The organism is Arthrobacter sp. T2-23 (assembly GCF_055398325.1).
In genome coordinates this window covers 2,376,185-2,400,702 of record NZ_AP027917.1, presented here as the reverse complement: position 1 = coordinate 2,400,702, position 24,518 = coordinate 2,376,185, and the positions used below count along the sequence as shown (strand labels likewise).

At 68.3% G+C, this 24,518-nt stretch carries 25 protein-coding genes and 1 riboswitch; of the genes, 17 read left to right on the top strand and 8 right to left on the bottom strand.

Going from position 1 to position 24,518, the window contains the following annotated elements:
* The first annotated feature begins 8 nt into the window (after positions 1-8).
* The 3 genes from ACZ5Z0_RS11095 (at position 9) to ACZ5Z0_RS11085 (ending at position 1,502) form a co-directional block, all read left to right on the top strand.
* Positions 9-875 carry a DUF4031 domain-containing protein gene (locus ACZ5Z0_RS11095; RefSeq protein WP_464108470.1) on the top strand — a complete coding sequence of 289 codons (867 nt, stop codon included), beginning with the start codon at positions 9-11 and terminating at the stop codon, positions 873-875.
* Between the two features lie 79 nt (positions 876-954).
* A complete protein-coding gene (locus ACZ5Z0_RS11090) occupies positions 955-1,107 on the top strand; it encodes a ribbon-helix-helix domain-containing protein (RefSeq protein ID WP_464108469.1) in 153 nt (50 codons plus the stop codon).
* The gene (locus ACZ5Z0_RS11085; protein WP_464108468.1) at positions 1,104-1,502 is read left to right on the top strand and encodes a VOC family protein; all 399 of its coding nucleotides are present in this window, start codon (positions 1,104-1,106) and stop codon (positions 1,500-1,502) included. The genes ACZ5Z0_RS11090 and ACZ5Z0_RS11085 overlap by 4 nt, the downstream gene beginning before the upstream one ends.
* Before the next feature lie 23 nt (positions 1,503-1,525).
* On the opposite strand, the gene ACZ5Z0_RS11080 is transcribed toward ACZ5Z0_RS11085, so the two are convergent.
* The 3 genes from ACZ5Z0_RS11080 to ACZ5Z0_RS11070 form a co-directional block, all read right to left on the bottom strand.
* Complete coding sequence (locus ACZ5Z0_RS11080) at positions 1,526-2,014, bottom strand: SRPBCC family protein (RefSeq protein WP_464108467.1); 489 nt, start codon at positions 2,012-2,014, stop codon at positions 1,526-1,528.
* 45 nt (positions 2,015-2,059) lie between these two features.
* The gene (locus ACZ5Z0_RS11075) at positions 2,060-2,461 is read right to left on the bottom strand and encodes a YccF domain-containing protein (RefSeq protein ID WP_464108466.1); all 402 of its coding nucleotides are present in this window, start codon (positions 2,459-2,461) and stop codon (positions 2,060-2,062) included.
* Positions 2,462-2,524: 63 nt separating this feature from the next.
* Positions 2,525-3,070 (bottom strand): YceI family protein, encoded by a 546-nt coding sequence (locus ACZ5Z0_RS11070; RefSeq protein WP_464108465.1) that lies wholly within the window; start codon positions 3,068-3,070, stop codon positions 2,525-2,527.
* Positions 3,071-3,322: 252 nt separating this feature from the next.
* Between ACZ5Z0_RS11070 and ACZ5Z0_RS11065 the strand changes: the two genes are divergently transcribed.
* Positions 3,323-4,414 carry a metallophosphoesterase gene (locus ACZ5Z0_RS11065; protein WP_464108464.1) on the top strand — a complete coding sequence of 364 codons (1,092 nt, stop codon included), beginning with the start codon at positions 3,323-3,325 and terminating at the stop codon, positions 4,412-4,414.
* Between the two features lie 4 nt (positions 4,415-4,418).
* Here the strand turns inward: ACZ5Z0_RS11065 and ACZ5Z0_RS11060 are convergent, their stop codons facing one another.
* Positions 4,419-5,171 carry a glycoside hydrolase family 16 protein gene (locus ACZ5Z0_RS11060; RefSeq protein WP_464108463.1) on the bottom strand — a complete coding sequence of 251 codons (753 nt, stop codon included), beginning with the start codon at positions 5,169-5,171 and terminating at the stop codon, positions 4,419-4,421.
* A 598-nt stretch (positions 5,172-5,769) separates the two neighbouring features.
* Between ACZ5Z0_RS11060 and ACZ5Z0_RS11055 the strand changes: the two genes are divergently transcribed.
* From ACZ5Z0_RS11055 to ACZ5Z0_RS11025, 7 genes are all read left to right on the top strand, one after another.
* Complete coding sequence (locus tag ACZ5Z0_RS11055) at positions 5,770-6,570, top strand: glycosyltransferase family 2 protein (RefSeq protein ID WP_464108462.1); 801 nt, start codon at positions 5,770-5,772, stop codon at positions 6,568-6,570.
* A 1-nt stretch (position 6,571) separates the two neighbouring features.
* Positions 6,572-7,570 (top strand): glycosyltransferase family 2 protein, encoded by a 999-nt coding sequence (locus ACZ5Z0_RS11050; protein ID WP_464108461.1) that lies wholly within the window; start codon positions 6,572-6,574, stop codon positions 7,568-7,570.
* Between the two features lie 70 nt (positions 7,571-7,640).
* Positions 7,641-8,741 carry a hypothetical protein gene (locus tag ACZ5Z0_RS11045; RefSeq protein WP_464108460.1) on the top strand — a complete coding sequence of 367 codons (1,101 nt, stop codon included), beginning with the start codon at positions 7,641-7,643 and terminating at the stop codon, positions 8,739-8,741.
* Complete coding sequence (locus ACZ5Z0_RS11040; protein WP_464108459.1) at positions 8,738-10,858, top strand: glycosyltransferase; 2,121 nt, start codon at positions 8,738-8,740, stop codon at positions 10,856-10,858. Before ACZ5Z0_RS11045 ends, ACZ5Z0_RS11040 begins: the two co-directional genes overlap by 4 nt.
* On the top strand, positions 10,855-12,762 hold the full coding sequence (locus tag ACZ5Z0_RS11035) for a hypothetical protein (RefSeq protein WP_464108458.1): 1,908 nt from the start codon (positions 10,855-10,857) through the stop codon (positions 12,760-12,762). The genes ACZ5Z0_RS11040 and ACZ5Z0_RS11035 overlap by 4 nt, the downstream gene beginning before the upstream one ends.
* Positions 12,752-13,129, top strand: coding sequence for a hypothetical protein (locus ACZ5Z0_RS11030; RefSeq protein WP_464108457.1), 378 nt, complete (start codon positions 12,752-12,754; stop codon positions 13,127-13,129). The genes ACZ5Z0_RS11035 and ACZ5Z0_RS11030 overlap by 11 nt, the downstream gene beginning before the upstream one ends.
* A gap of 240 nt (positions 13,130-13,369) precedes the next feature.
* Positions 13,370-14,104 carry a hypothetical protein gene (locus ACZ5Z0_RS11025; RefSeq protein ID WP_464108456.1) on the top strand — a complete coding sequence of 245 codons (735 nt, stop codon included), beginning with the start codon at positions 13,370-13,372 and terminating at the stop codon, positions 14,102-14,104.
* A gap of 58 nt (positions 14,105-14,162) precedes the next feature.
* On the opposite strand, the gene ACZ5Z0_RS11020 is transcribed toward ACZ5Z0_RS11025, so the two are convergent.
* Positions 14,163-14,762, bottom strand: a complete 600-nt coding sequence (locus ACZ5Z0_RS11020; RefSeq protein WP_464108455.1) for a phosphoribosylanthranilate isomerase — start codon at positions 14,760-14,762, stop codon at positions 14,163-14,165.
* A 106-nt stretch (positions 14,763-14,868) separates the two neighbouring features.
* Here ACZ5Z0_RS11020 and ACZ5Z0_RS11015 point away from each other — a divergent pair, with 106 nt between their 5' ends.
* The 5 genes from ACZ5Z0_RS11015 to ACZ5Z0_RS10995 all read left to right on the top strand — a co-directional run bounded on the left by ACZ5Z0_RS11015 (position 14,869) and on the right by ACZ5Z0_RS10995 (position 18,183).
* Positions 14,869-15,471, top strand: a complete 603-nt coding sequence (locus ACZ5Z0_RS11015) for a HutD/Ves family protein (RefSeq protein ID WP_464108454.1) — start codon at positions 14,869-14,871, stop codon at positions 15,469-15,471.
* Positions 15,472-15,554: 83 nt separating this feature from the next.
* Positions 15,555-15,621: riboswitch (guanidine-III (ykkC-III) riboswitch) on the top strand.
* Between the two features lie 9 nt (positions 15,622-15,630).
* A complete protein-coding gene (locus ACZ5Z0_RS11010; RefSeq protein ID WP_464108453.1) occupies positions 15,631-15,954 on the top strand; it encodes a DMT family transporter in 324 nt (107 codons plus the stop codon).
* 2 nt (positions 15,955-15,956) lie between these two features.
* Complete coding sequence (locus ACZ5Z0_RS11005; RefSeq protein WP_464110769.1) at positions 15,957-16,349, top strand: DMT family transporter; 393 nt, start codon at positions 15,957-15,959, stop codon at positions 16,347-16,349.
* 151 nt (positions 16,350-16,500) lie between these two features.
* On the top strand, positions 16,501-17,511 hold the full coding sequence (locus tag ACZ5Z0_RS11000; protein WP_464108452.1) for an aldo/keto reductase: 1,011 nt from the start codon (positions 16,501-16,503) through the stop codon (positions 17,509-17,511).
* A gap of 21 nt (positions 17,512-17,532) precedes the next feature.
* Positions 17,533-18,183: an MBL fold metallo-hydrolase gene (locus tag ACZ5Z0_RS10995; RefSeq protein ID WP_464108451.1), complete on the top strand. Its 651-nt coding sequence runs from the start codon at positions 17,533-17,535 to the stop codon at positions 18,181-18,183.
* 113 nt (positions 18,184-18,296) lie between these two features.
* Here the strand turns inward: ACZ5Z0_RS10995 and ACZ5Z0_RS10990 are convergent, their stop codons facing one another.
* From ACZ5Z0_RS10990 to ACZ5Z0_RS10980, 3 genes are all read right to left on the bottom strand, one after another.
* Entirely contained in the window at positions 18,297-20,204 is a 1,908-nt protein-coding gene (locus ACZ5Z0_RS10990; RefSeq protein WP_464108450.1) for a DEAD/DEAH box helicase, read from the bottom strand.
* A gap of 327 nt (positions 20,205-20,531) precedes the next feature.
* The gene (locus ACZ5Z0_RS10985; RefSeq protein ID WP_464108449.1) at positions 20,532-21,989 is read right to left on the bottom strand and encodes an MFS transporter; all 1,458 of its coding nucleotides are present in this window, start codon (positions 21,987-21,989) and stop codon (positions 20,532-20,534) included.
* A gap of 77 nt (positions 21,990-22,066) precedes the next feature.
* Positions 22,067-23,098, bottom strand: coding sequence for an Lrp/AsnC family transcriptional regulator (locus ACZ5Z0_RS10980; RefSeq protein ID WP_464108448.1), 1,032 nt, complete (start codon positions 23,096-23,098; stop codon positions 22,067-22,069).
* A 152-nt stretch (positions 23,099-23,250) separates the two neighbouring features.
* Here ACZ5Z0_RS10980 and ACZ5Z0_RS10975 point away from each other — a divergent pair, with 152 nt between their 5' ends.
* Entirely contained in the window at positions 23,251-24,504 is a 1,254-nt protein-coding gene (locus ACZ5Z0_RS10975; RefSeq protein ID WP_464108447.1) for a M20 metallopeptidase family protein, read from the top strand.
* The last annotated feature ends 14 nt before the right edge of the window (positions 24,505-24,518 follow it).

Below are 24,518 nucleotides of genomic sequence, written 5' to 3'. Positions count from 1 at the left end.
CTGCCTGCATGATCTACCTTGATCCGCCGCTGTGGCCCGCGCACGGAACCCACTTTTCGCACCTCATCTCCGACAGCTCCCTGGCCGAACTGCATGCCTTCGCACGGGCCGCGGACATCCCGGAGCGGGCGTTCGACGGCGACCACTACGACGTGGCCGAGGCCCGCTACGGTGCGCTCGTGGCCGCGGGCGCGGTCCCGGTGGAGGGCCGGGTCCTCGTGCGGAAGCTGATCGGAAGCGGCCTGCGGATTCCGGCGCGCCGCCGCAACGCATCCCTGAAGCTCCCGCTGCTGACCCGGTGGAACGAGGTGCTGCCGGGCCACGACGCGCTCTTCCTGGACCTGCTGGACCGCTGGGGCGAGGAGCACCGGAAGTACCACGGCCGCACCCATCTGCTCGCCGTGCTGGAGGCCCTCGATCTGCTGGCGGCGCCGGCACGCCCGTCCCGGGCCGTACTGCTCGCGGCCTGGTTCCACGACGCCGTCTACCGCGGCATCGCCGGCGACGACGAAGAAGAATCGGCCCGGCTTGCGGAGGAGCGGCTGGAGCACGCCCGGCTGCCGGCGGGCGAGGTGGCGGAGGTCGCGCGGCTGGTCAGGATGACGGCGGAGCACCGTCCGGATCCCGACGACGAACCGGCCGCCCTGCTCAGCGACGCCGATCTCTCCGTCCTGGCCGGGGAGCCGTCGGCCTACGCCCGCTACCTCGCGGCGGTCCGGGAAGACTTCGCGCACATCGGCGACGCCGATTTCGCCGCCGGGCGCGCCGCCGTCGTCCGCCAGCTGCTGGAGCTGGACCCGCTCTTCCACACCGCGCGCGGCCGCGAGCTGTGGCAGGACGCGGCCCGGCGGAACCTGCAAAGCGAACTGGACTAATCCGGATCCGGTGCCCGAGCGCCGGGCAATAGACGGCGGCCCATTGCGCGACGAGGGCTAGATTGCTAGCATTCTAGCCATGACAGAGAAGGTGCAGTTCAACGTCTATCTGCCGGCGCCGCTGGTGAAGCGGGTCAAGCATGCCGCCATCGAGGAGGGACTGTCATTGTCCGCCTTTGTGGAAGAGGCATTGGCCCGGACCCTGGACTCGAAGAAAGGCCACAGCGAATGAGAATCACCCCGATCCGCTTCGTACGCGACGTTGAGGCCTCCCGCGCCTTCTACGTAGTGCTGGGCCTGGCCGAACGGACCGAGGCGACGAGCGGCACCTGGGCCGACCTCGGCGCGGCCGGCGGCTCGCTGGGACTGCACATCGCCCAACACCCGGGAACGCACGACGACGCCGGCGCGGTGGCCCTGCAGTTCACCAGCGACGAGCGCCTCGACGCGGTGGCGGAGCGCCTGGCCGCCGCCGGCTACGAGCCCTCGCCCATCGTGGATGAGACTTTCGGCCGGTTCTTTACCGTGCAGGACCCCGACGGCTACCGCATCCAGGTCAACGAGGCCGACGCGGAGCTTCAGGGCTTGAGCTACGAAATCCGCGAGTCCGCGGCCCTGAAACCGTAGCCGCAACCACGTCGCGGGGCCACTTAGGTGCCGCTGCGGAGATGTTCGGCGAGGCGGTCGAAGGACTCCCGCCAGCCGGTGCCGTTGCTGTCCCGGTTCTCCGCCGAGTCAAAGGGCCCCTGCGTGAACGTCATCCGGGTGCCGCCGTCGATCTCCTCCAGCCGGAACGCCACTTCAGTCTCGAAGCCCCTGGTCCCGTCCGGTTTGTCCCAGGCGTGGGTGAACACGAACAGATGGGGCGGCTCGATGTCCGTGTGGACACCGCTCCACCAGTACTCCTGCCCGGTGGCGTCCTGGACCAGGCAGGCTCGGTAGAGGCCGCCGATTTCAAGGTCGGCATCAATGCTCTCCCGCGGGGCGTGGAACCCCCGGGGACCCCACCAGGCGGGCGCCTGGTCAGCGTCGGTCAGGGCTGACCAGACTGCCGCGATCGGGACCTGGAACTCGCGGGTGATGACCAGCATCAGCTCATCATCGCTGGGCACTGCTTCGGGAGACGTTGACTCTGGCACTGCGCTCTTCCTCGGCTTCCTCGTGGTGGTGCGCCCGGGCCGGGCTTAGCGGTAGCCGGTCACAAAGGGCCGATCGGTGGGAACGATCTGCTTGCCCAGCGGCATCAGCGACACCGGGATGAGCTTGAGGTTGGCGATAGCCAGCGGGATGCCGATGATGGTGATCGCCATGGCGAACGCCGTGACGACGTGCCCGATCGCGATCCAGATGCCGGCCACCAGCAGCCAGATGACATTTCCGAGCAGGGTAAAGACGCCGTTGCCGCCGGGCTTGTCCACCACCATGCGACCAAAGGGCCACAGGGTGTAGGAGGCGATCCGGAATGAAGCCAGCCCCCACGGAATAGTGATGACCAGCAGGCAGCAGATGATGCCGGCAAGGAAGTATCCCAGCGCCAGCCAGAGGCCGCCGAAAACCAGCCAGATGATGTTGAGCAGTGTCTTCATGGCTCCATTGTCTCCCGCCGGCCGCGGATCCGGATCAGGGGTTTGCCCTGAGCCGCCCCTGAATCAGGCCTGTTTGACCATCGCCGCTTCAACATTGATCTTGACCTTGTCGCTGACCAGCAGTCCGCCGGCTTCGAGGGCGGCGTTCCAGGTCAGGCCGAATTCCTTGCGGCTGATATCGGCCTCGGCACTGAAGCCTGCGCGGGTCGCGCCGAAGGGGTCCACCGCGACGCCGGTGAACTCGACTTCCAGCTCCACCGGCTTGGTGACGCCCCGGATGGTGAGGTCACCGGTGAGCACGTAGTCCTCGCCGTCGCCCCTGACCGACGTCGCGCGGAACGTCATCTCGGGGAAGTTCTCGACGTCGAAAAAGTCGGGTCCGCGCACGTGGCCGTCGCGATTAGCGTCGCCGGAATCGAAGCTGGCGGTCTTGATGGTGGCGTGCAGGCTGGCGTCGGCCAGGGAATCCCGGACACGCGCCTCCGCCGAGGCCTCGTTGAAGCGACCGCGCACTTTGCTGATTCCGGCGTGGCGGACGCTGAAACCGATCTCGCTGTGGGACATGTCCAACGTCCAGACACCGGGGGTCAATCCTTCGGGCAGGGTCATCGCCGTTTCTCCTTCGCATCGGTGGCGGGCATGGCCGCCGGGAATCTGAAGTCCCAAGATGCATGCTAACGAGGAAGCCCGGGCGGCGATAGATGCGCCGGCTGCCGGGTCCGGCGGCCGGCCGGCCGCCCGCAGCCCCATGACCTCTGGCTTCGGCCACGCGACCGGGCTTACCCTAGGCCTAGCAGCCGCCGAGTTGTCCGTCGCTGCCTGGTCCCGCCGGCCGGGCTCAGACTCTTGATGTGAGGAATCGTGGCCGGAATATCCCTTTCACCGCGCAGGGCCGGCGTTGCGGCGGCCCTGCTGGCGGCCGGCCTGCTGCTCGCCGCGTGCACCCCGGAGACCCCGCAGCCGCCGCCGTCCAGTTCAGCGGGGCTTCCGACGTCGCCCGCCTCGCCGGGGCCTTCGCTCGCGCCCATCGAGGGCTCCTCCGTGCATTTCACCGCCCAGGGGGACACCGGCGTCGGCTCCGGCGCCCGGAAGGTGCTGGACGTGATCGCGCGGATCAAGCCGCAAATGAACCTGGCCCTCGGGGATTACACCTACAAGGCGGGAATCGAGCAACAGTTCTGCGACCTGGTGACCGAAAAGCTCGGGGCCGGCTTCCCCTACGAGGTCGTCACCGGCAACCACGAGAGTGACGGACACGAGGGGGATATCGCCAACATCGTCAAGTGCCTGCCCAACAGGCTGCCCGGGCTGCAGGGCGAATACGGCACACAGTGGTACGTGGACGTGCCCGAAAAGAATCCGGTGGTGCGGATCGTCATGGTCTCGCCCGGCATCGACTTCCGTGGCGGGCAGCCGCTGGACTACTCCCGGGGCAGCGAGCGCTGGCGGTGGACCTCGGACGCGCTGGACGGGGCCAAGGCCCGCAATATCCCCTGGACGGTGGTGGGCATGCATGCCCCGTGCTTCAGCCTGGGCAATTACGGCTGCCAGCCCGGCGAGGAGTTCACCAACATGCTGATCGAGAAGAAGGTGGACCTGGTCCTGTCCGGCCATGACCACGTGTACCAGCGAACGCACCAGTTGGGCCTTTCCGGAGGCTGCCCCGCTCTGGTCCCGGCATCGTTCTCGGCACAGTGCCTGGCCGACACGGACAACACCATGGTGCAGGGGGCCGGGACGGTCTTTGTGGGCGTCGGCATCGGCGGCATCGGACACTACAACGTCCACGACGACGACCCCGAAGTCGGGTATTTCGCCAGCTGGTCAGGCAAGAACCGCAACGCCACGCTGGGCACCCTGGACGTAACGGCGGGGCAGGGCTCCTTGACCGCGAGACTGGTTCCGGCCGAAGGCTACAGCCACACCGACGCCTTCGAGATCCGCCGGAAGTAGCAGCTCAAAGCCGTGACCAGACAGCGATCCAGTCCAGTTGGACATGCCCTTGGGTCTGCGGCGCCGGGCACGTCGGGAGGCAGGCCTCGGTCTGCAGGATGAAGTGCATCGGCGTGGCGGGGACCAGTTTTGTGCTGACCCCCAGGGATCGCCCGTCGAGAAGGAACTCCACCCGCCCCGGACTCCACTCGGTGGTGGCGACGTGCCAGGACGTGTACTTCGACGTCGAGCCGAACACGTCGAACCCGTCCTGCGGTGCGGCATAATGCGCCGCCCCGTAGATGATGCCGGCCAGGTCCCCCTCGGGAAAGTCGATCTCCCCGTCCCGCGGCCAGACCCCGCTGTCCGGCCAGAAGAGCCACGCCGTCTTGTACCCGGCCAGCGAATCGGCCTTGAACCGCACCGAAACCCGGCCGTAGAGCAGGCTGTTGGCCCGCGGCGGGGCGGTGCTGGCGTTCGGGATCTTGGGCGTCGGGGCGGCGCCCATGAACACCCCGTTTTCCGAGTGCACGAACCAGTCAAGGACGCCATTGGTCACACTAAGCACCTTGGTCGGGTAATAGCCGGATTTGCCTCCGCTGGCCTGGCCCGCGGTGTCCGGTGTCCCGTCCTTGTAGCCGGCGCTCCAGCGCGCCTGGTAGGCGGGCCCCGGGAAAGCCCCGAGCGGGACATCGCCTTGGGTGAAGTCCTCGGTGAAAACCTGTTTCCAGCCGGGCAGATCCCCCACCGGCATCGTCTGCAACGAGGCCAGTTCCAAGTCCGAGAGGGTTGATGGCGGCGGAGCAGGCCGGGGGGCGGATGCGGCCGGAGCCGACTGAGCCGGCACAGTCGGCGGCGCCGTCTGAGCCGGCGCATTCGGCAGCGTCGACGGGGCACCGGGGGTGGCCGTCGTGGACTCGGCACTGGGTGCGGTCGGCGGCGTTGACGGGGCCGCCCCATCCGGTTTGGCCACGCTGGAGCACCCGACGAGTAGCAGGACGACGGCCGGAACGAGCAGGCGCCTCAAACGAGGCGTCCGACCCCTGGCCTGTCGGGTAACGCCGCCTTCACCGGGTATCCGCATTGCGCCAGTTTGACACCGACGGCGGCTCCGATCAACGGTTTTGCAGCCCGTCAATTTTAACTTGAAGCTGCAACCTTGCCCAAGGTTTTTACAAGCTCCTGAGCCGATTATGGAAAGGGGGAAATCACGGAAGTTGCCGCAGCGGGCAGTACGCACGTAGATCTACTGGCTGGTTCCTGAGAAACCGGGAATCGACTGCAGTTGGGGCGAAAGCAAACAACGTCATTGAGTGGTGAGGCAAATGTCCATCCCGAATCTTTCATCAAAATCGCGCCCTCAGACGACGCCGCCCATGATTCCAGCTTCCGTCAGCGTGGTCATCCCCACCTTGAACGAAGCCATGAACCTGCCCTGGGTCCTCCGCCGCATGCCGTCCTACGTGGACGAGGTTGTCATCGTTGACGGGCGGTCGCTGGACAGCACGGTCGAAGTGGCCAAGGCACTGCGTCTCGACATCGTGGTGGTGGACGAGTCCAGGGCAGGCAAGGGGGCCGCGGTCCGCGCCGGCTTCGCTGCCGCCTCAGGCGACATCATCGTCATGCTGGACGGCGACGGCAGCATGGACCCCCAGGAAATCGGCTGGCTGGTCGCCCCGCTGCAGCATGAGTACGACTTCGTCAAGGGATCCCGCTACGTCACGGGCGGCGGCTCCGACGACATCACCCTGCTGCGGACCACCGGCAACCGGATGCTGACCGCGCTTGCCAACCTCGTGCTCGGCAGCGACTTCTCCGACCTCTGCTACGGCTACATCGCCCTTCGACGGGAATGCGTCGAAGTGCTGGAGCTCCAGTCGGACGGATTCGAAATCGAAACCGAGCTGATTGTGCGGGCCTCCCGGGCCGGGCTGCGGATCGCCGAGGTGCCCAGCCGCGAACTGGCCCGGATCTCGGGGAACTCGAACCTCCACACTTTCCGGGACGGGTGGCGGGTCCTCCGCACCCTGACCCGAGAACGCATCAGCTGGGAGGCACCCACCGCCGGCGCCCGGCCCGAGGCCCTGCGGCGAGTCAAATACAAGTATCCGAACCAGGCATTCCCGCATATTCCCACGGATCCGCGGAGTGTCCTCGGCTTAGCGGTAGGGGAATAGGATGTCCCAGATTTCGGGGTTGCCCAGTGTGTCCGTCGTTATTTGCTCCTACGCGGAAGAGCGATGGGACATGCTCATCGGCGCCCTCGATTCGCTCCGGATCCAGACGCACAGCCCGCAGCAGACCATCGTCGTCGTCGACTACAACGTGGAACTGTACAAGCGGCTCATCTTCACCGTTCCCGACGTCGTGATTGTGGAAAACACCGGCCCCAAGGGCCTGTCCGGAGCCCGGAACACCGGAACCGGCGTCGCCACCGCCGAGATCGTGGCGTTCCTGGACGACGACGCCGAGGCTGCCCCGGACTGGATTGAACGGCTCGCGGCGATGTACGACGACGACGATGTGCTCGCCGTTGGCGGCAGCGTGCAGCCTGTCTGGGACGCCGGCCGGCCGCGTTACTTCGCCCAGGAACTCGACTGGATCGTCGGCTGCACCTACCACGGACTGCCCAAAGTCGCCGCCGAAGTGCGCAACGTGATCGGCGCGAACATGTCTTTCCGGGCCGACGTGCTGAAGCGCGTTGGAGGGTTCAATCCGGACCTCGGCCGGCAGGACGCGCAACCCCTCGGCTGCGAAGAGACGGAGCTGTGCATCCGGGCGGTCATCGGCGCCCCCGGTTCGCGGGTCGTTTACGAGCCCGCCGCCGTTGTGCACCACCACGTTCCTAGGGAGCGCGGCACGCTGAAGTACATGCTCTCGCGGTCTTGGTCCGAGGGGATCTCCAAGGCCCGGGTCAGCCGGCTCGTCGGGCACAAGCGGGCGCTCGGCCCGGAACGGCGCTACGTCAGGCAGGTCCTGCCGCGCGCCGTGTTTGCCGGACTTCGCGACGCGGTGCGAAGCAATGACCTGGCCGGACTCGGCCGCTCGGCCATGGTGATGGCTGTGCTCGCCACGACTGCCTTCGGGTACGTGCGCGGGCGCCGGCTGCCTCCTGCCCCCGCGCCGCAAGAAACCAGCCAGCCAGCACCCGACGATCTGTGGAGGGAAGTTCAGTGAAAGCGATCTCAGTAGGCGGGGCCGGCGAAATCGCCCGCGGCCGCAGTCTTGGTTCCAGGCGGCTCGAACTATGAGCCAGTCCGAGCGGGACGTGCTGACCCCTGCGGGCGCCTCCGCTGGCGCGAGCTTCGACATCCACGGCCTCGTCGGCATCGACGTCGAGCCCGGCACTCCGGGCGAGGCTCAGTTGCGCGACATGCTCGCGCCCTTCCTTCGCGGTTCACGGGCGCCGCTTCGCCTGCACATCAGCGGAGCCGTCTCGCCTATTGCCGAGCAGTCACATGCAGAGGACGCCTACCGTTTCACCGGCGACTCCCTCTACCTTCCCGCCGACCGTGTGCAGATCATCGAAACCCGCGACGGCTACCGGGTCCAAGGCCAGGGTGAACTCCTGACCGCCGTCATCCCCTTGCTCGACCGGCTGTGCGTCCGCGAGGACGCCGCCATGATCCATGCCGCCGTCGTGGACTTCCGTGGCTCCGGGGTCCTGCTGCCGGCCTGGGGCGGGGTCGGCAAGACCAGCACCGTCGCCAAGCTGGTCGCCACTCCGGGCGTGCGGTTCATGGCCGACGACTGGGCTTTCACCGGGGCGGACGGCATGCTCATGGGCTACGCCAAGCCGATGTTCATCAAGCCGCACCACCGCGCCATCTACCCCGACCTCTTCCACGGCACCCGCAAGCCCCTCGCACCGGGCTGGCTCACCAACCCCGTCGCGCGGCTGGCCACGGCCGTGCACCCCGTCATCGTCCGGTACCCAAAGACCGCGGCGTTCACCCGCCGCTGGTCCCCCGAACACCGGATGGTGCAACCGGACCAGGTGTTCGGGGCCGAACGGATCTCCTCCGCAGCGCCGGCACGGCTGGCGATCTTCCTCGAACGGTTCGACGGTTCCGAAGCGAGGCTGGAGGCACGCAGCCGCGAGTGGATGACTTCCCGCATCATCGGCAACTTCCACTCCGAACTGCCGATGGTGTCCCGGCGGCTGGTCGAAGCGCTCGGGGCGACCGGCCTCGTGCCCCTCGAGGACCATTTCGGCCAAAAGGCGGCAGTTGTGCGCCGGGCGCTGGAAGACGTGCCCTGCTCGCTCCTGCGGATCCCCGCAGCCTGGTCCGCCGACCGGACCTCGGACTACGTGGCCAACCTGGTCCGCACGAAATTGGATGAGTGAGGTACGGGCCGGTGGGGGATCTTGAGGTGTCCGTGATCATTCCGGCGCGGAACGCCGCGGCCTGGCTGGGCGAGTGCCTGGAATCGGTCCGCGCCCAGAACCCGCGCGAGATTATCGTGGTCGACGGCTGTTCACTCGACGACACGGCCAGCATTGCGCGGTCTTTTGGGGCCCGTGTCCTCTCCGACGAGGGCCGCGGCCTGCCGGCCGCCAGGATGCTGGGCGTGCAGAATGCCGGCTGCGAGGTCGTGGCGCTGATTGACGCCGACGTCGTGCTGCCGCCGGGCACCCTCAAGCGGCTGCTGCGCGAGTTCGACGACGGCGCCTACGACGGCCTGCAGTTCGGTCTGGCCAGCGAGTCCGACGGCCCCGGCTACTGGGGCGCCGCCCTGGCGTGGCACCACAACCACAGCCGGGTCCGCTCGTGGTTCGGTGTCAGCGCCACGCTGATGCGCCGCGAGGTGCTGCTGTCCGTTGGTTTCGATGACAACTTCCGCTCCGGTGAGGACATCGAACTGCGGATCCGGCTCGAGAACGGCGGCTACAAGCTCGGCGTCTCCCCCACCACCGTGGTCCGGCACCGCTTCGCCGATACGTTCGACTGCGCCCGCGACCAGTGGCTCCAGGACGGCGCCGGCATGGCCCGGACCATCCGGAAGCACCCGGGCCGGGCCGGCTGGCTGGCCGTGTTGCCGCTGCTGGCCTCCGTGCGCGGGGTGGGCCTGTCCCTGGTCCATGCCCCCCGCTTCCTGCCCTACTGGGCCGGCTTCCTGCTCTACAACTACCGAGCGATGTTTGGCGAGATCCTCCGCCCCCAGTCGCGCCCGCTCTCCGTCGGCGGCAACGCGGCCTGGCTCGCGGCGGCACGGATCGCTCCCATGGTGACGGGCTTCCTGTTCTGGGCGCTCGCCGCGCTGCTGCTGCCGCCGGAACAAATCGGGCTGGGGTCAGCGGTGGTCTCCGCCGCCCTCCTCACCGTCCAACTCGGCATGCTCGGCGTCGGACCGGCAACCCTGACGCTCCTGCCCAGCGAGCCCGACGGCGGCCGCCGGCTGACCGCCACGAGCCTGCTGACCGTCGCGGTTTCCGCACTGGTGGTCGGCGGGGTGCTCGCGGTGGTCACCTACGCGCTGGGTTCGGGCGTCGGAGAGGCGTGGAAGAACCCGCTCGTGACGGTCATCTTCCTCGCGACGGCACTTTTCGCCAGCGCGGCCTACCAGCTGGACCACATCGGCGTGGCCCAGGAGCGGGCGGACCGTGCACTGGTGCGCAGCCTGCTGCAAAGCCTGGTGCAGCTGGGCGTCCTCGGTCTGGCCTTCGCCGCCGGGATCCGCGATCTGTCGGTCGTGGTGGGCGCCGTGGGAGCGGGGGCCCTGGTCAGTGTCCTCTCGGGGTTGCGCCAGCTTCGCCGGGCGCGCCTGGAACCGGATTGGCGGCACGGCCTGCGCCCCCGGTCGGCCGTCGGCCTGCTCAGGCCGGGCCTGCCCAACCACGCCCTCATGCTGGCGGACCGGGCCCCGGGCTACCTCCTGCCCTTGATCGTCGCCGCCACCCTCGGCCCGGCGTCGACCGCCGCCTGGTACATCGTGTGGATGATGGCCTCCGCAGTCTTCTTTGTCCCGCAGTCGGCAGGGTTCTCACTTCAGACTGCCCTGGCCGGAACGCGGGCCAAACCAGGGCTGGTTGCCTCCGCCATCCGCGCAAGCCTGCTGCTCACCCTCGCGGCGGGGCTGATCCTCCTGCTGTTGGGGCCCTATCTCCTGCAGTTCCTCGGTCCGCACTACGCCTCCGCCTGGGTCCTATTGCCGGTCCTCGTACCGGCACTGCTGCTCAGTTGCGTGACCCAGGTCTATTACGGCCTGTGCCGCGCCCGGGGGCGCCTGTTGGAATCGACATTCGTCGCGGTCCTGACGGCCGCGCTGGTGGTCCTCCCGGCCGCCGCCGTTGCCCAGCAATACGGCCTTACCGGCGTGTCCGTGCTCTGGTCCGCCGCCCAGGCGGCCGCGGCGCTCATCGCCGTCTGGCGTCTGATCACTCTGACCCGAGTGAAGCCCGCTGCACCTGACCCGGTCTCTTCAGCGGCATTCAACGAGCCCACTGGAATCGAGAAATCATGACACCCGAACCCTCAACCGTTGTCCCCGCTGCTCCGTCGGCGCATGGGCGCCACGAAGGCGCCAGGGACGAGGCCAAACACGGCGTGAAACACGGCGCCACTCCCCCGTCTGCCGAGCACCGGGTAGAATCAAGCCCCCTCTGGCAGATCGGCGCCTTGGCGGGAATCGCAGCCCTGGCCCTGATCCTGGGCATCTGGGGACTGCGGCAGGTCGACCCTGGCCAGACCGACGGGACCGGGCTCATCGCCCTGCTTCCCCCCGTGTATTTCGTCGCCCTGGCCCTCAGCCTGACCGGCTTCGTCGCCACGCTGAACCTACGGCAGTTCGTTCCGGCGCTCCTTGCCGGCCAGGTGCTGGTCACCGTGCTCATCCTGCATGGCGCCGATCCAATAATCCACGGACTGCCCCGGCTTGAAGCGAGCTACCGGCACCTCGGCATCGCCGACAGCATCGCCCAGTCCGGGCAGCTGAACCCGAACCTGGACGCCTACTTCAACTGGCCGGGCTTTTTCGACCTGCTGGGGATGCTTTCCGGCGCAACCGGCGCAAAGGATCTTATGGTCATCGCCACCTGGGCGCCGGTAGGCATCAATCTCCTGCTGCTTGCTCCCCTGCTGGCACTGGCCACGCGGCTCACGGCTAACCGGCGCCATGCCTGGGCCGGCATCTGGATCTTCTACCTGACCAGCTGGGTCGGACAGGACTACCTGGCGCCGCAGGCCTACGCGTTCATCCTGCTCGTCACGCTCTTCGCCTGCCTCCTGAGCACGTTCACCGGCTGGGCCTGGCCCACCGGTGGCAACCGCTTTACCACGGCGCTTGGCCGCACCGTGGACAGACTGGATAGCTCAGGACCGCAGCAGGGACTCATCCAGCCCTCCCAGCGGGATTCAGCGATCCTCATGGGGATTTGCGCGCTGATCCTGCTGGCCATGACGGCCTCGCACCAGCTGACCCCGTTCGCCGCTGTCCCGGTCCTCGTGGCCTTCATGCTGATTGGGCGGCTGCGCTCGCGGTTCCTACCGCTTCTGGCACTGGTCCTCCCCGTGATGTGGCTCGTATTTGTCGCCTCCGCCTACTTCCAGGGCCACCAGGACCAGCTCTTCGGATCCTTCGGCGACATTGGCGCAAACACGCTCGGGGCACTGAACGACAGGATTTCCGGCAGCGGTCCGCACCTCGCGGTGGTCTACACCCGCATGGCAGAGGTCGGGGTGATCTGGATCCTCGCGATCATCGGCGCCGTTATGGGCCACCGGAGGGCCACACCGTGGCTGGCCGCCGCGGTTGGCGCCCTGGCTCCGCTCCTGCTGGTGTCGGTCCAGCCCTACGGCGGCGAACTGTTGCTGCGGCTCTTCCTGTTCAGCCTGCCGTTCGCGGCGTGCTTGGTGGTGCTCCCGCTGATGTGGGACCGGCCGGCCGGACCCGGTCTGGTGCGCGGTGTGGTGTTGCTCGTGCTTGGCGCGGCGCTGGCAACTACGACCCTCGTCACGCGGTACGGCAACGACAGCATGGAGACCTTCTCACGCGCTGAAATCGCCCTCGTTGACCGGCTCTACGCGACGGCACCTCCCGGCTCCGTGCTGATCGAGGCGATCCGCAACACCCCCTGGAAATACCAGGAGTACGCCAGCTACGACTACCGTGCCCTGGCCGCCGTCGAACCCCGGCCCGATGCTGCACCGCTGAGCTGCGACACGGCAAACCAGATCGCCCGGCGAGCCGGAGCGTACCTCATCGTCACGGCCAGCCAGCAGCACGCCGCGGAGCTTCGCGGCACGAGGCCGGCCGGGGACCTTCAACGCTTTATCGACACTTGCGGCACCGGACCGGGCTGGCAGAAGGTCAGCGAAAACGCCGGCGGTGTCATCTTCCACATCGAAGGAGCAAAAAATGGCAATTGAACGCACGCACGTGGGCTACGCAACGGCAGCCGTGGCGGTAGCAGCCATACCGCTCTCTTTCCTAGGGCCAGAGTCACTCCGGCTCGCCGTCGTCGGCCTGTTCCTGCTCGCGGGACCAGGCACGGCGCTGGTCCTCCTGATCCGCTTCGCGCCTGCCAGCTCAACGGTGGCGGCCGGAGCGATCCCGCTGGCGACCGCGCTCGCCGTCGCCGTCAGCCTTACCCTCTCCACACTCGTGGCCACCGCCATGATTTATGCGCATCTCTGGGCGCCTCCGGTGGGAGTATGCCTTCTTGCCCTTGCCACCCTCGGCCTATTGGCCGTGGACTTCCGGAGAACCAGGAGCGACCTGATAGTGGCGAAATGATTCTCCAGACACGCGGGTTCCCCGTCGTTCCGGGGCTTGAGGGCTGCCGGCGGTGGCGCGGACCCGCACCACTAGTAATAACGGTTCCCGGCCGCCCGTGCACGGCCGGGGCCCTGCTTTTCTTCATTGGCGTGACGCTGATCGGGCAGTTCATGGAGCTGCCATAAACCAGCGCCGGCGGATCGCACCCGCTGGATCAGTTGAAGTAACCGCTCGCACGAAATCCTGAGAGTTGATCAAATGAGAACACTAAAAGCACTCGGCACGTTAGGAACCCTGAGCCTGCTCGTCACTGGCATGCTGTTCGGCTCAGCGCAGGCAAGCTCTGCGGCCACCTGCAAGGCGGGCACACCCGTGCCCACGAACACCTTCCCCGGCACTGTCGCGGTCGCCACGAACTTTGAATCCGGCAGCCTTTCTCCGCTCATTCCGCAAGTGTCGGGAACGGGCACGGCCGCCGTCACGAGCCCCCTCGCCAAGACGGGGACCTGCTCGGCTAAGCTGCACGTCACCTCGGATGCAGGGTCCCTCGCCAACCTCTCCACCCCGGCTTTTCCATCCACAACCAAGACCGTCTACGCGGACGGCTGGTTCGACGTCACGCAGGCCGGGTTGGCCGGAAACGACGTCCCCTACTTCCGGTTCTTCTCCGGGAGCACCCGGGTAGCCGACGTATACCGCTACAACAGCAACGGCCAGCTCTGGCTTCGGGTGACCGATCCCAACGGAACGTTCGTTTACACCAAGCTGATCGCCGGAAGCATCACCCTCAACGCCTGGCACCGGGTCCAGATGCGGGTCACCAGTAATGGCACCAAGTCGACCATCCAGGTCTGGTTTGACGGAGTGCTGAAGTACTCCAGCAGCGCGGTCAGCATGGCCGGCACCGGACTGAGCAAGGTCCAACTCGGAGCCGAACACAACCGCCAGATGGGCGACTGCAACATTGATGACGTAGTTATCAAGCGCTCCTAGTTGCAGGACACACGCAGCGGCGGCCGGGGAATTCTCCCCGGCCGCCGCTGCGTGCCGGTCAGGCGCCCTTAGCCGCCTTAACGAAGGCCCTGATTTTGGAAAGATCTTTGACCCCCCGGGATTGTTCGACGCCGGAGGAGACGTCCACTCCCCACGCGTCGGCCGCCGTGGCGGCCCGGGCGACGTTTGCCGGATCAAGGCCACCGGCTAACAGCCATTTCCGGCCGGCCAGCCCCAGGTCCCGGACCGATGCATAATCCCAGGCTTCGCCGGAGCCGGGAACGGCCGCATCGATGAGCAGCAGCTCCTCCCCCCAGTCGGCAAACGCTTCCGGCGCGGCGGCCATGGTGACGGCGCGGATGACTTTCAGGCCCGCACCGTGCACCGTCCGGACATCCTCCGGGGTGCGTTCGCCGTGCAGCTGCACCCATTCCAGCCCGGCTGCGCGCGCCACCTCGACGGCGTCGGCCGCCGCCTCGTGCCGGAAGACCCCGACCGCGGCAACCCCGGCCGGCACCCCGTCGAGAAGCTCCCTGGCACGTTCCGGTGCCACCTGCCGGGGACTAGGGGTGAGCACGAAGCCGACCGCATCCGCCCCGGCGTCGACCGCTGCCCGCACCGATTCGGCGGTGCTGAGGCCGCATACTTTGACGAACATCGCGGATCCCTTCGTAGCCTTCTGCTGCTTTGACGTTAGCAAGCCCACCCCGGCCGCGCCGAGGTTACGCTGACGGGGCCACACGGCCGATGGCTAGGCTGAGGTCATGCAGATCATCCGCTATGCCGAGCTCAAACCCCGCCCTTGGCGCAACGGCGGCGGGGTAACCCGCGAAGTGGCCCGATTCCCGGAGGCCAGAGGGCAGGGCGCGGCGGACGGAAGCTGGGACTGGCGGGTGAGCATCGCGGAGATCTCGAAGGCGGGCGACTTCTCGGCATTTCCGGGCATGGACCGCGTCCTGACCGTGGTCGAGGGCGAGCTGTTGCTGTTGAGCGTCGACGGCGCCGAGCACCCGCTGGAGAAGTACCGGCCGTTCCGGTTCTCCGGCGACGCCGCCGCGACCGGTGCCCTGCCGACGGGCGACGTCCGCGACTTGAACGTCATCACGCGCCGTGGGGCCTTCAAGGGCTACACGTCCATCATCGAACTCTCGAAGAAGCGGTCGCATCCGGTGTTCGACGGCCAACTGGGCATCCTGCTGCAGGGCCAGGCCGCGGTCACGCCAGGAGCTGCAGATGGGATCGCAGCCGGCGCCGAGCCCCGGACGCTGGACCGCTATGACGCCGTCGTGGGTTCGGACAGCGCCTCCCCCGAGATCCTAGGCCGCGGATTCCTGGCCGTTGTGTCGATCGACCCCGCCGCCGGCTGACCCTTCGGGCCGCTGCCCCCTGAGCCGCGGCCGGGGTCGCGCGGGAAGTCCGTCCCTCTACCCCTGCGTTGCTACGCTGGAAAACAAGGCCGCCCTTCTGCGGCCTCCGGACGACGGTTCAGTACCCGGCACGCGACAAGACTGGCCACAGGAGCAGTCATGTCGTGGTTAATTCTCATCTTGTCCGGCGCACTGGAAGCCGTCTGGGCCGCTGCCCTGCACCGGACGTCGCAGGCCACGGGCCGCCGCCGGATTCCGGCGGCCGCCGTCTTCCTCGTTTCCGTCCTGGCCAGCACGGGCGGACTCGCCATCGCCATGCAGTCCATTCCGACCGGCACCGCCTACGCCGTCTGGGTGGGCGTCGGCGTGGTCCTGACCTCTGCCTACGCCATGGCCACCAAAGTTGAGCCTGCGACCGCCGGGCGGATTCTGCTGCTCGGCGGGATCGTGGCGTGCGTGGCCGGCCTGAAGTTGGTGGCGTGACCATGGCCGCGAACCGGAGGCCGGATCCGGCGGCCAAGGCACCCGCGGCGACGCCGGCGTGGCTCATCCTGCTGGCCTCCGCGGTCTTGGAGGGTGTCTGGGCCACCGCGCTCGGCCAGTCCGACGGCTTCACCAAGCCGCTGCCCACGGCCGTGTTCGCCGTGGCGGCAACCCTGAGCCTGGCGGGGCTCGGCCTCGCCGTCAGGCGCATCCCGCTAGGGACCGCCTACGCCGTCTGGGTGGGGATCGGCGCAGCCCTGACCGTCGGCTGGGCGATGGCGACCGGCGTCGAGCCCGCCAACCCGCTGAAGCTGCTGTTTATCGCCGGGATCGTCGGCTGCGCGGCCGGGCTGAAGCTGCAGCCGTCCTCCCCCGCGCAATCCCCCAACGTCTGAGGCAGTACGACGGCGTGTCCCCCGCGGCGCGCCGTCGTCGGGGCCCGGCAGCGGTCAAAGGTGGGGAGAAACGGGCGCCTATTCCCGGAATAGCGGCGCGGCCGCCGGAGTTCTTGGCAGGGACGGCACCATCAGTGACAGGAGACCAAAGATGACTTCAGCAACAATCCAGCTCGGTGACGGCCTCAGCGTCAGCCCGCTGGGGTTCGGCGGAATGGCCCTGACCCCGGTCTACGGCGAAGTGGATCCGGCCGAGGCCCTGGCCACCCTGCACCATGCAGTGGACGCTGGCGTGAGCTTCATCGACACGGCGGACATTTACGGCGGCGGCAGCAACGAGGAGCTGATAGCCCGGCTGCTCAAGGACCGCCGCGGCGAGGTGCAGCTGGCCACCAAGTTCGGCCTCGTGGGAACCCCGTCCACCGGCTACTCGGACATCCGCGGCGACGCCGGCTACATAAAGCAGGCCGTCGACCGCAGCCTGCAGCGCCTGGGTACCGACACCATCGACCTGTACTACATGCACCGCCGCGACCTCCGCGTTCCGATTGTGGAAACCGTTGAGGCCATGGCGGGGCTGGTGCAGGCCGGAAAAGTGCGGCATCTGGGCTTGTCCGAGGTGACGGCCGAGGAACTGCGGGAGGCCAACAGCGTCCACCCGATCGCCGCGGTCCAGAGCGAATGGTCCATCTGGAGTCGCGACGTGGAACGCAACATCGTCCCTGCCGCGGCCGAACTTGGCATTGGTTTTGTGCCGTACTCGCCGCTTGGCCGGGGATTCCTCACCGGTACCGTCGACGCCTCAAAGCTGGGCAGCAACGACTTCCGCCGCAACATCCCGCGCTTCGCCGACGCCGCGCTGGACGCCAACCAGGCCGTGGTGGCCGCGGTCCAGTCCGTCGCCGCCGAGCTCAGCAGCCCCGGACAGACCGCGACGCCGGCCCAGGTGGCACTGGCCTGGCTGCTTGCGCAGGGCCGGAAGCACGGGCTGCCCGTGGTCCCGATCCCCGGCACGCGCAAGGCGGACCGGATCGACGAGAACCTGGGCGCCCTGGCCCTGGCGCTGACTCCGGCGCACCTTGAGCGGCTCGACGCCGCCGCGGACGCCGTCGTCGGTTCCCGCTCCGCGGACCCCAACTGGGTGTCCCAGGGCCGTGAATAGCGAATCTGTAGACTGCAGCCCATGGACTCGCTTATTCACTCGTTACGTGACATCACCATCCGCCGAATTTCGGTCAGCGAGATGGACAACAACGTGTACGTGCTCACGGCCAAGGCCTCCGGCGCGCAGCTCCTGATCGATGCGGCCGATGATCTTGCCGCCATCCAGGGTCTGCTCGCCGACGCCGCCGCGGACACCGAGGCGACGCCGAAGCTGGCGCTGATCGCCACGACGCACCAGCACTGGGACCACGTCCGTGCGCTGCCGGGCCTGGTGGAAGCGACCGGGGCGAAGACGGCGGCCGGGACCGACGACGCCGCCGAGCTGCCGGTGAAGGTGGATGTGCTGCTGGGTCACGGCGACGTCGGCAACTTCGACGGCTTCGACGTGACGGCGGTGCACCTGCGAGGCCACACCCCCGGCTCGGTGGCTTTCGTGTACCAAGACCCGGAGGGCCCGGCACACATCTTCTCCGGCGACTCGTTGTTCCCCGGAGGGGTGGGCAACACCCAGAAGGATCCGGCCCGGTTTGCCCAGCTGATCACCGATGTCAGCGAGCGACTGTTCAACGTGTATCCGGATGACACCGTGGTGCACCCCGGCCACGGCAAGCCCACCACCCTGGGTGCGGAACGACCGCATCTAAAAGAGTGGCGCGCCCGCGGCTGGTAACTGGCGCTCGAGGTTGTGACTTTGCGCTGCGCATAGTGCCGGTCGCTGCGGGAATTCCCGAAGCGACCGGCATTTGCGTGTCATCAGCTACCTAACGTAGCGAACAAGCGACCTTAGCGGCTGCGGCGTTCGTTCGACGCCGGTGCCGACGCGCGGCGGGGGCCGCCGCTGCGTGCCGGACGGCCTTCGCCGGAGCGGCCGTTGCCGCCGCCCGCGTAGGATCCGCCCGAGGTGCCGCCGGTGTTGGAGGACCAGACGGCCGCGGAGCCGCCGGACTTGGCGCCGGCAGCGGCGCGCTGGCCAGTTGCGGGGCGTCCGCCGCGCTGTCCACCGGCCGAGGCGCCGGTGCGGGGTGCGCCGCCCGTGCGCGGTGCGCCGCCGGTGCGCGGTGCGCCGCCGCGGGGAGCGGAACCGCCGCGGGAGTCGCTACGGCCCTCGGCAGCGCGTCCGTCCGAACCACGGCCGGCCGAGGCGCGGCCGCCGGCGGCGGGAACATCGTTGTGGTGCGCGTAGGCGGTGGTGCGGCCACGGCCCCGTGCGTTGCGGCGTTCGGCGCGCTCGGCGTCGGCCCGGTCCTGGTTCTTTTCCGCGACACGCTCGGCCGCGTCGCGGGCAGCGGCCTGGCCTTCATAGGCCACGGCGCGGCGCTCAGCGCGGGGAAGATCCGTGCGGGGCGCTTCGGCGGTGACGCGCCCGCGTCCGCCACGGCCACCCCGGCCGCCCGCGGTGGGTGCAGCCTGGCTGGTGCGGCGGGCGCGCTTGCGCTCGGCGTTGGCACCCGTGGAGGTGCCGCCGCCCTGCTGCTTGGCCTTGGCGGCCAGCAACGCGGCGCGGGTGCGCGGATCGATCTTCTCGGCCATTTCGCCGACCAGTTCTGCAACCAGCGGGGAGTTGGCGGTAACGCGTTCGAAGTTGACCTCGACGCCGGCAGCCTTCATGAGCTTCTTAACGTCGGACTGCTGCTCCGGCAGGGTCAGCGTGACCACGGTACCGTCGGAGCCTGCACGGGCCGTACGGCCGGAACGGTGCAGGTATGCCTTGTGCTCCGTGGGCGGATCCACGTGGATGACCAGCTCGACGTCGTCGACGTGGACGCCGCGGGCCGCGACGTCGGTGGCCACCAGGACGCGGACGTCGCCGGAGGAAAACTCCGCCAGGTTGCGGTCACGGGCGTTCTGCGAGAGGTTGCCGTGGAGATCGACGGCGGGGATCCCGGCGTCGGTCAGGGTCTTCGCCAGCTTGCGGGCGTGGTGTTTGGTGCGCATGAAGAGCACCCGGCGGCCGGCGCCCGAGGCAAGCTCGACGATCAGCTGCTTCTTGACGGTCTGGTCGTTGACGACGAGGACGTGGTGCTCCATGGTGGTCACCGCGGCCTGCGGGTCGTCCACGGAGTGGGTCAGCGGGTTGGACAGGTAGCGCTGGACGATCTTGTCCACGCCGTTGTCCAGGGTGGCGGAGAAGAGGAGGCGCTGGCCCTGGCTGGGGGTCATGTCCATGAGCTTCTTGACCACCGGGAGGAAACCGAGGTCGGCCATGTGGTCGGCCTCGTCCAGGACGGTGATCTCGACGGCTTCGAGGGTCAGGATGCGCTGGCGGATCAGGTCCTCCAGGCGGCCCGGGCAGGCGATGACGATGTCGACGCCGGCGCGGAGGGCCTTTTCCTGGCGGGCCTGGGAGATGCCGCCGTAGATCACGGTGGTGGTCAGGCCCAGGGCCTTGGCCATGGGCTCGATGGTGGCGTTGATCTGGGTGGCCAGCTCGCGGGTGGGTGCAAGGACCAGGCCCATGGGGCGGCCGGGCTTGCGGAAGTGGGCGGCTTCCCGCTCAGCGAGCCGGGCCACCAAGGGGATGGCGAAGGCGATGGTCTTGCCGGAACCGGTGCGGCCGCGGCCCAGGACGTCGCGTCCGGCCAGGGTGTCCGGGAGGGTCTTGACCTGGATGGGGAACGGTTCAACGATCCCCTGTGCGGTGAGGGTGTCGGCGAGGGCCTTGGGCGTGCCGAGGGCAGCAAAAGTAGTCATGTGTTTCAAAGGTCTTTCAGGCGGTATCCATGCGGATATCGGCCCCCGGCGCCGGTTGGACCAGGGGTTCGCCGAAGAAAAGTCAGGTGATCAACCGGGCTGCTTGCGATATTTCGCAGGCCGCCGGGACCAAATAGAACGCGTTCATCGACGCAGGATGTGCCTCTCACATGAAAAAGTCCCACTGCCTGCGTGCGGATTCCCGAGGGAATCCGGCAGGGATCCGACTGATGGACCGAAGCCGGTCAACCGAATCAAAAGTGGGCATCACTGCACATCAAGTTCCCCCAGTCTAGCATCTGCGGCCACCCTCTCATTTCCGACGGGCTACGGCTGCTGCCGCCTCGGCACCCGCGCTGCCACCGCCACGCTCCCAACGCCGATCGCGGCGGTGAGCGCGAACACCCCCACAAAGGGCGCGATGCCGATGCCCGCCGCCGGCGTCGTTGGCGCGAACGCCGCGAAGACCAGCCCCGTGCCGGCGAGCGCCAAGGCGCCGCCGAGAGAATCGGAGATGGACATCGCCGAGCTGTTGAAACCCTCGTTGTGCTGGTCGGACAAAGCCAGGGTCATCACGCTCAGACGCGCATACATCAACCCCATGCCACCGCCGGCGAACACCCAGGCGATGATCACGACGGCGGCCGGCCAGTGCAGGACCGTGGTCGCCAGCACCAGGATGATGGCGCCCAGCACCAGTGCTGCGCCGGTCCGAACCGCGCGGCGGTGATCAAGGCGCGCCCCGAGCCTGCCCTGGACCGCGGAACCGGCAGCCCACGCGACGGCGCCCCCGGTAAGGGTCAGTCCGGCGAAGGTGGGCGAGAAGACATAGCGTTCCACCAGGAGGTACGGCAGGTAGACTTCGGCGCCAAAAAACGCAGCCGAGGCCAGTCCGCGGGTCAGGATGACGCTGGGGAGGCCACGCCGGGCGGTCAGGGTTCCGCGGGGCACGAGCGGGCGGACGGCAATCAGGGCGACGGCGACGGCTGCGACCGCTACCATTCCGCCCGCCGTCGGAAGCCGGTCGGAAAGATTCAGGCCGAGCACTGCGAGCGCCGCGAGCGCGGCCCAGGCCAGCCCGCCGTAGCCCGGGGAGCGGCTCGCGCCGGCCACAGCTGCTTCCCCCGGCGCAGTTTCCTTTGCGGTTCCCTTCGCGTTTTCGGGACCGCCACGCAGCCCATACAGGGCCGGCACGATCATCAGCAAGGCCGGCACCACCAGTCCCACGACGCCAAGGAACACCCAGTGCCAGCTGGCCAGCTGTGCCACTAGACCTGCTGCGAAGGGGCCCACCAGGGAGGGGATCACCCAGGCTGCGGAAAAAGCGGCGAAGATCTTCGGGTGCAGCACCGGCGGATAGACCCGGGCGAGCACAACGTAGAGCGCCACTGTCATCGCACCGCCGCCCAGTCCTTGCACCAGCCGCCCGGCAACGAGGGCCGGCATGGTCCCCGCCGATCCGGCGATCAGCAGGCCCAGGCCGAACAGTGCCACGGAGGCATAGAGCGGACCCACCGGCCCGCGCCGGTCCGACCAGTTGCCGGCCGCGACCATCCCGATGACCCCCGTCGCCAGCGGCCCGGCGAAGGCAAGTGCATAGAGGCTGGCGCCGTCGAGTTCGCGGCTGACCAGCGGCATGATGGTGGTCACCGCCAGCGATTCGAAGGCCGCCAGGAACACCAGGGCCAGGGCGCCGAGAGTGACCAGCAGGTAGCGGCGGTGGAAAATGCCGGCCGCTTCCGGTTCGGGATCTCCACGCCGTGGGGGCGGGTCTGTTCTGGCCACGTGCCACAGCCTACAAGAGGGGCTCTCCTCCCGCGATGGCGGCTGGGCCGGACCGCCGGCCACCCTAAGCGGGATGCTCATTCGGCCGCACCGATGCCTTCGGCCGGAACCACGACGGCGCCGCTGGCCCTGGAGTCCGGGTTCAGCATCCAGCCCACGCGCTTCACTGTGCTCAGCATGACGACGCTTTCCACCAACACGATCCCCGGCACCTTCTGCTGCAGCGCCAACTCGACGCTCATCACGTCCGCCAGGGACTGCAGCCACATGACGATCACGAAGTTGGTGGGCCCCGTGGTGGAGGCGCTCAGCCTCACGTTCCGCATCGTCTTCAGCTCGGCGGCCGCTTCCTCGTGCCGGCCGGCCGGCACGTTGACAAACCACTGGCAGGTCACCGGGAAGGCCGAAAACCGCTGGGCGACCTCGCAGCGGAAGGACAGGATTCCGCTCGCGAGCACCCGGTTGAGCTGCCGCTGGACCGTGGCCGGATGCCGGCCCAGCCCGCGGGCAATCTCCGCCGCCGTCGCCCGCCCGTCCTTGGCCAGGTACGGGAGGAGCGCCAGGTGGCTGGCGGGCAGGTCCTCCCTGGCGGCGGCCCGGACGCCTCCGGTGGCCTCGGGTCCGGCCATGGCCTTGACCGCGGCCTGCTGTGCGCGGCTGAGCAGGTTGAGCCGCCATGATCCGCCGCTGGCGTGCAGCCGAGTGCACAGTGCGGTCTGGTACTTGAGCAGACCGTCAATCTCCTTCAGCCGCTGGATCACCTTCGTGTTGAACTCGTCCAGGGAAGAGGTGATGACGGTCAGCATCAAGTCCCGGTTGCTGGCGGCCTCCTCGACCGTGATGATTTCCGGCATCCCGGCGAGCCGGGCGGTGACCTCCTCGCGCCGGTTCATTTCGCAGTCCACGGCGACAAACGCCAGGCACATCTGGTGGGGGTCGCCGATCAGGTGGGCGGTGATCCAGGAAACGCCGGAGGCCCGCAGCCGCTCCCAGCGGGCCGCGAGGGTGGTGGCGTGAACGCCCAGGACCTCCGCGGCATCTGCCCAGCTCAGGCGCGGTGCAATCTGCAGGACGTTGATCAGGGCGAGGTCTTCCTCGCTGAGTTCCATGGTTTCCCCTTCATTGCTGCATAAAACCTGTAGAAAGCGGTTCTTTTTGCATATTTTCAGGCCTTTCCGGCCCTGTGAGTCAGGTCACTTCAGAATAGACGCAAGTCCACCTCAGGCCGAACCCCGGCCGCACTGACCACGAAGGAGACCACGTGCCGATCACCGCAGACGCCAGGGAGATGCAGCCGGACCTTGCTCGGCTCCGCCACGAACTGCATCAGGAGCCCGAGATCGGCCTGACGCTGCCGCGCACCCAGGAGAAGGTGCTCAAGGCCCTGGACGGGCTCGGCTACGAGATCACGCTCGGTCAGGACACGACGTCGGTTACCGCGGTGCTGCGCGGCCAGGCTTCCGGCCCGGGCGCCCGCCCCGCCGTGCTCCTGCGCGCGGACATGGACGGCCTCCCGGTGCAGGAAAAGACCGGCGTGGACTACACCTCCAGGATCGACGGCGCCATGCACGCCTGCGGCCACGACCTGCACACGGCCATGCTCGCCGGGGCCGCGACCCTGCTGGCCGAACGCCGGCACCGGCTGGACGGCGACGTCGTGCTGATGTTCCAGCCCGGCGAGGAGGGCTTCGACGGCGCCAGCCACATGATCCGCGAAGGCGTGCTGGACGCCGCCGGCCGCCGTGTGGACGCGGCCTACGGCATGCACGTCTTTTCCGCCTTGGAACCGTACGGCACGTTCTGCACCAAGCCTGGCGTGATGCTCAGCTCCTCCGACGGGCTGACCGTCACCGTACTCGGCGCCGGCGGCCACGGCTCGGCCCCGCACTCGGCCAAGGACCCCGTCACGGCCGCGGCCGAAATGGTCACCGCCCTCCAGGTCATGGTGACCCGCCAGTTCAACATGTTCGATCCCGTGGTCCTGTCTGTGGGGGTGCTCCGGGCCGGCACCAAACGCAACATCATCCCGGAAACCGCCCGCATCGAGGCCACCATCCGGACCTTCTCCGAGCAATCCCGGCAGAAGATGATGGACGCCGTGCCGCGCCTGCTCAAAGGCATCGCGGCGGCGCACGGCCTCGACGTCGACGTCGACTACCAGCAGGAGTACCCCCTCACCATCACCGACGAGGACGAAACGCATACCGCGGAGAACGTCATTGAGGGGCTGTTCGGCGATTCCCGGCTCGCCCGCTGGGCCACCCCACTGAGCGGCTCGGAGGACTTCTCGAGGGTTCTCGCCGAGGTCCCCGGCACGTTCATCGGGCTCAGCGCCGTCCCCCGGGACGCGGACCACGCCACCTCCGCATTCAACCATTCCCCGTACGCCACGTTCGACGACGGCGTGCTGGCCGACGGCGCCGCGCTCTACGCGGAGCTCGCCACTTCCAGGCTGGCCGCGCTTGCGGCAGCAAACGCACCCGCCGCGGCCAACGCCGCCCCGGCTCTTTCCTAGCCCCGCCCCCGAGA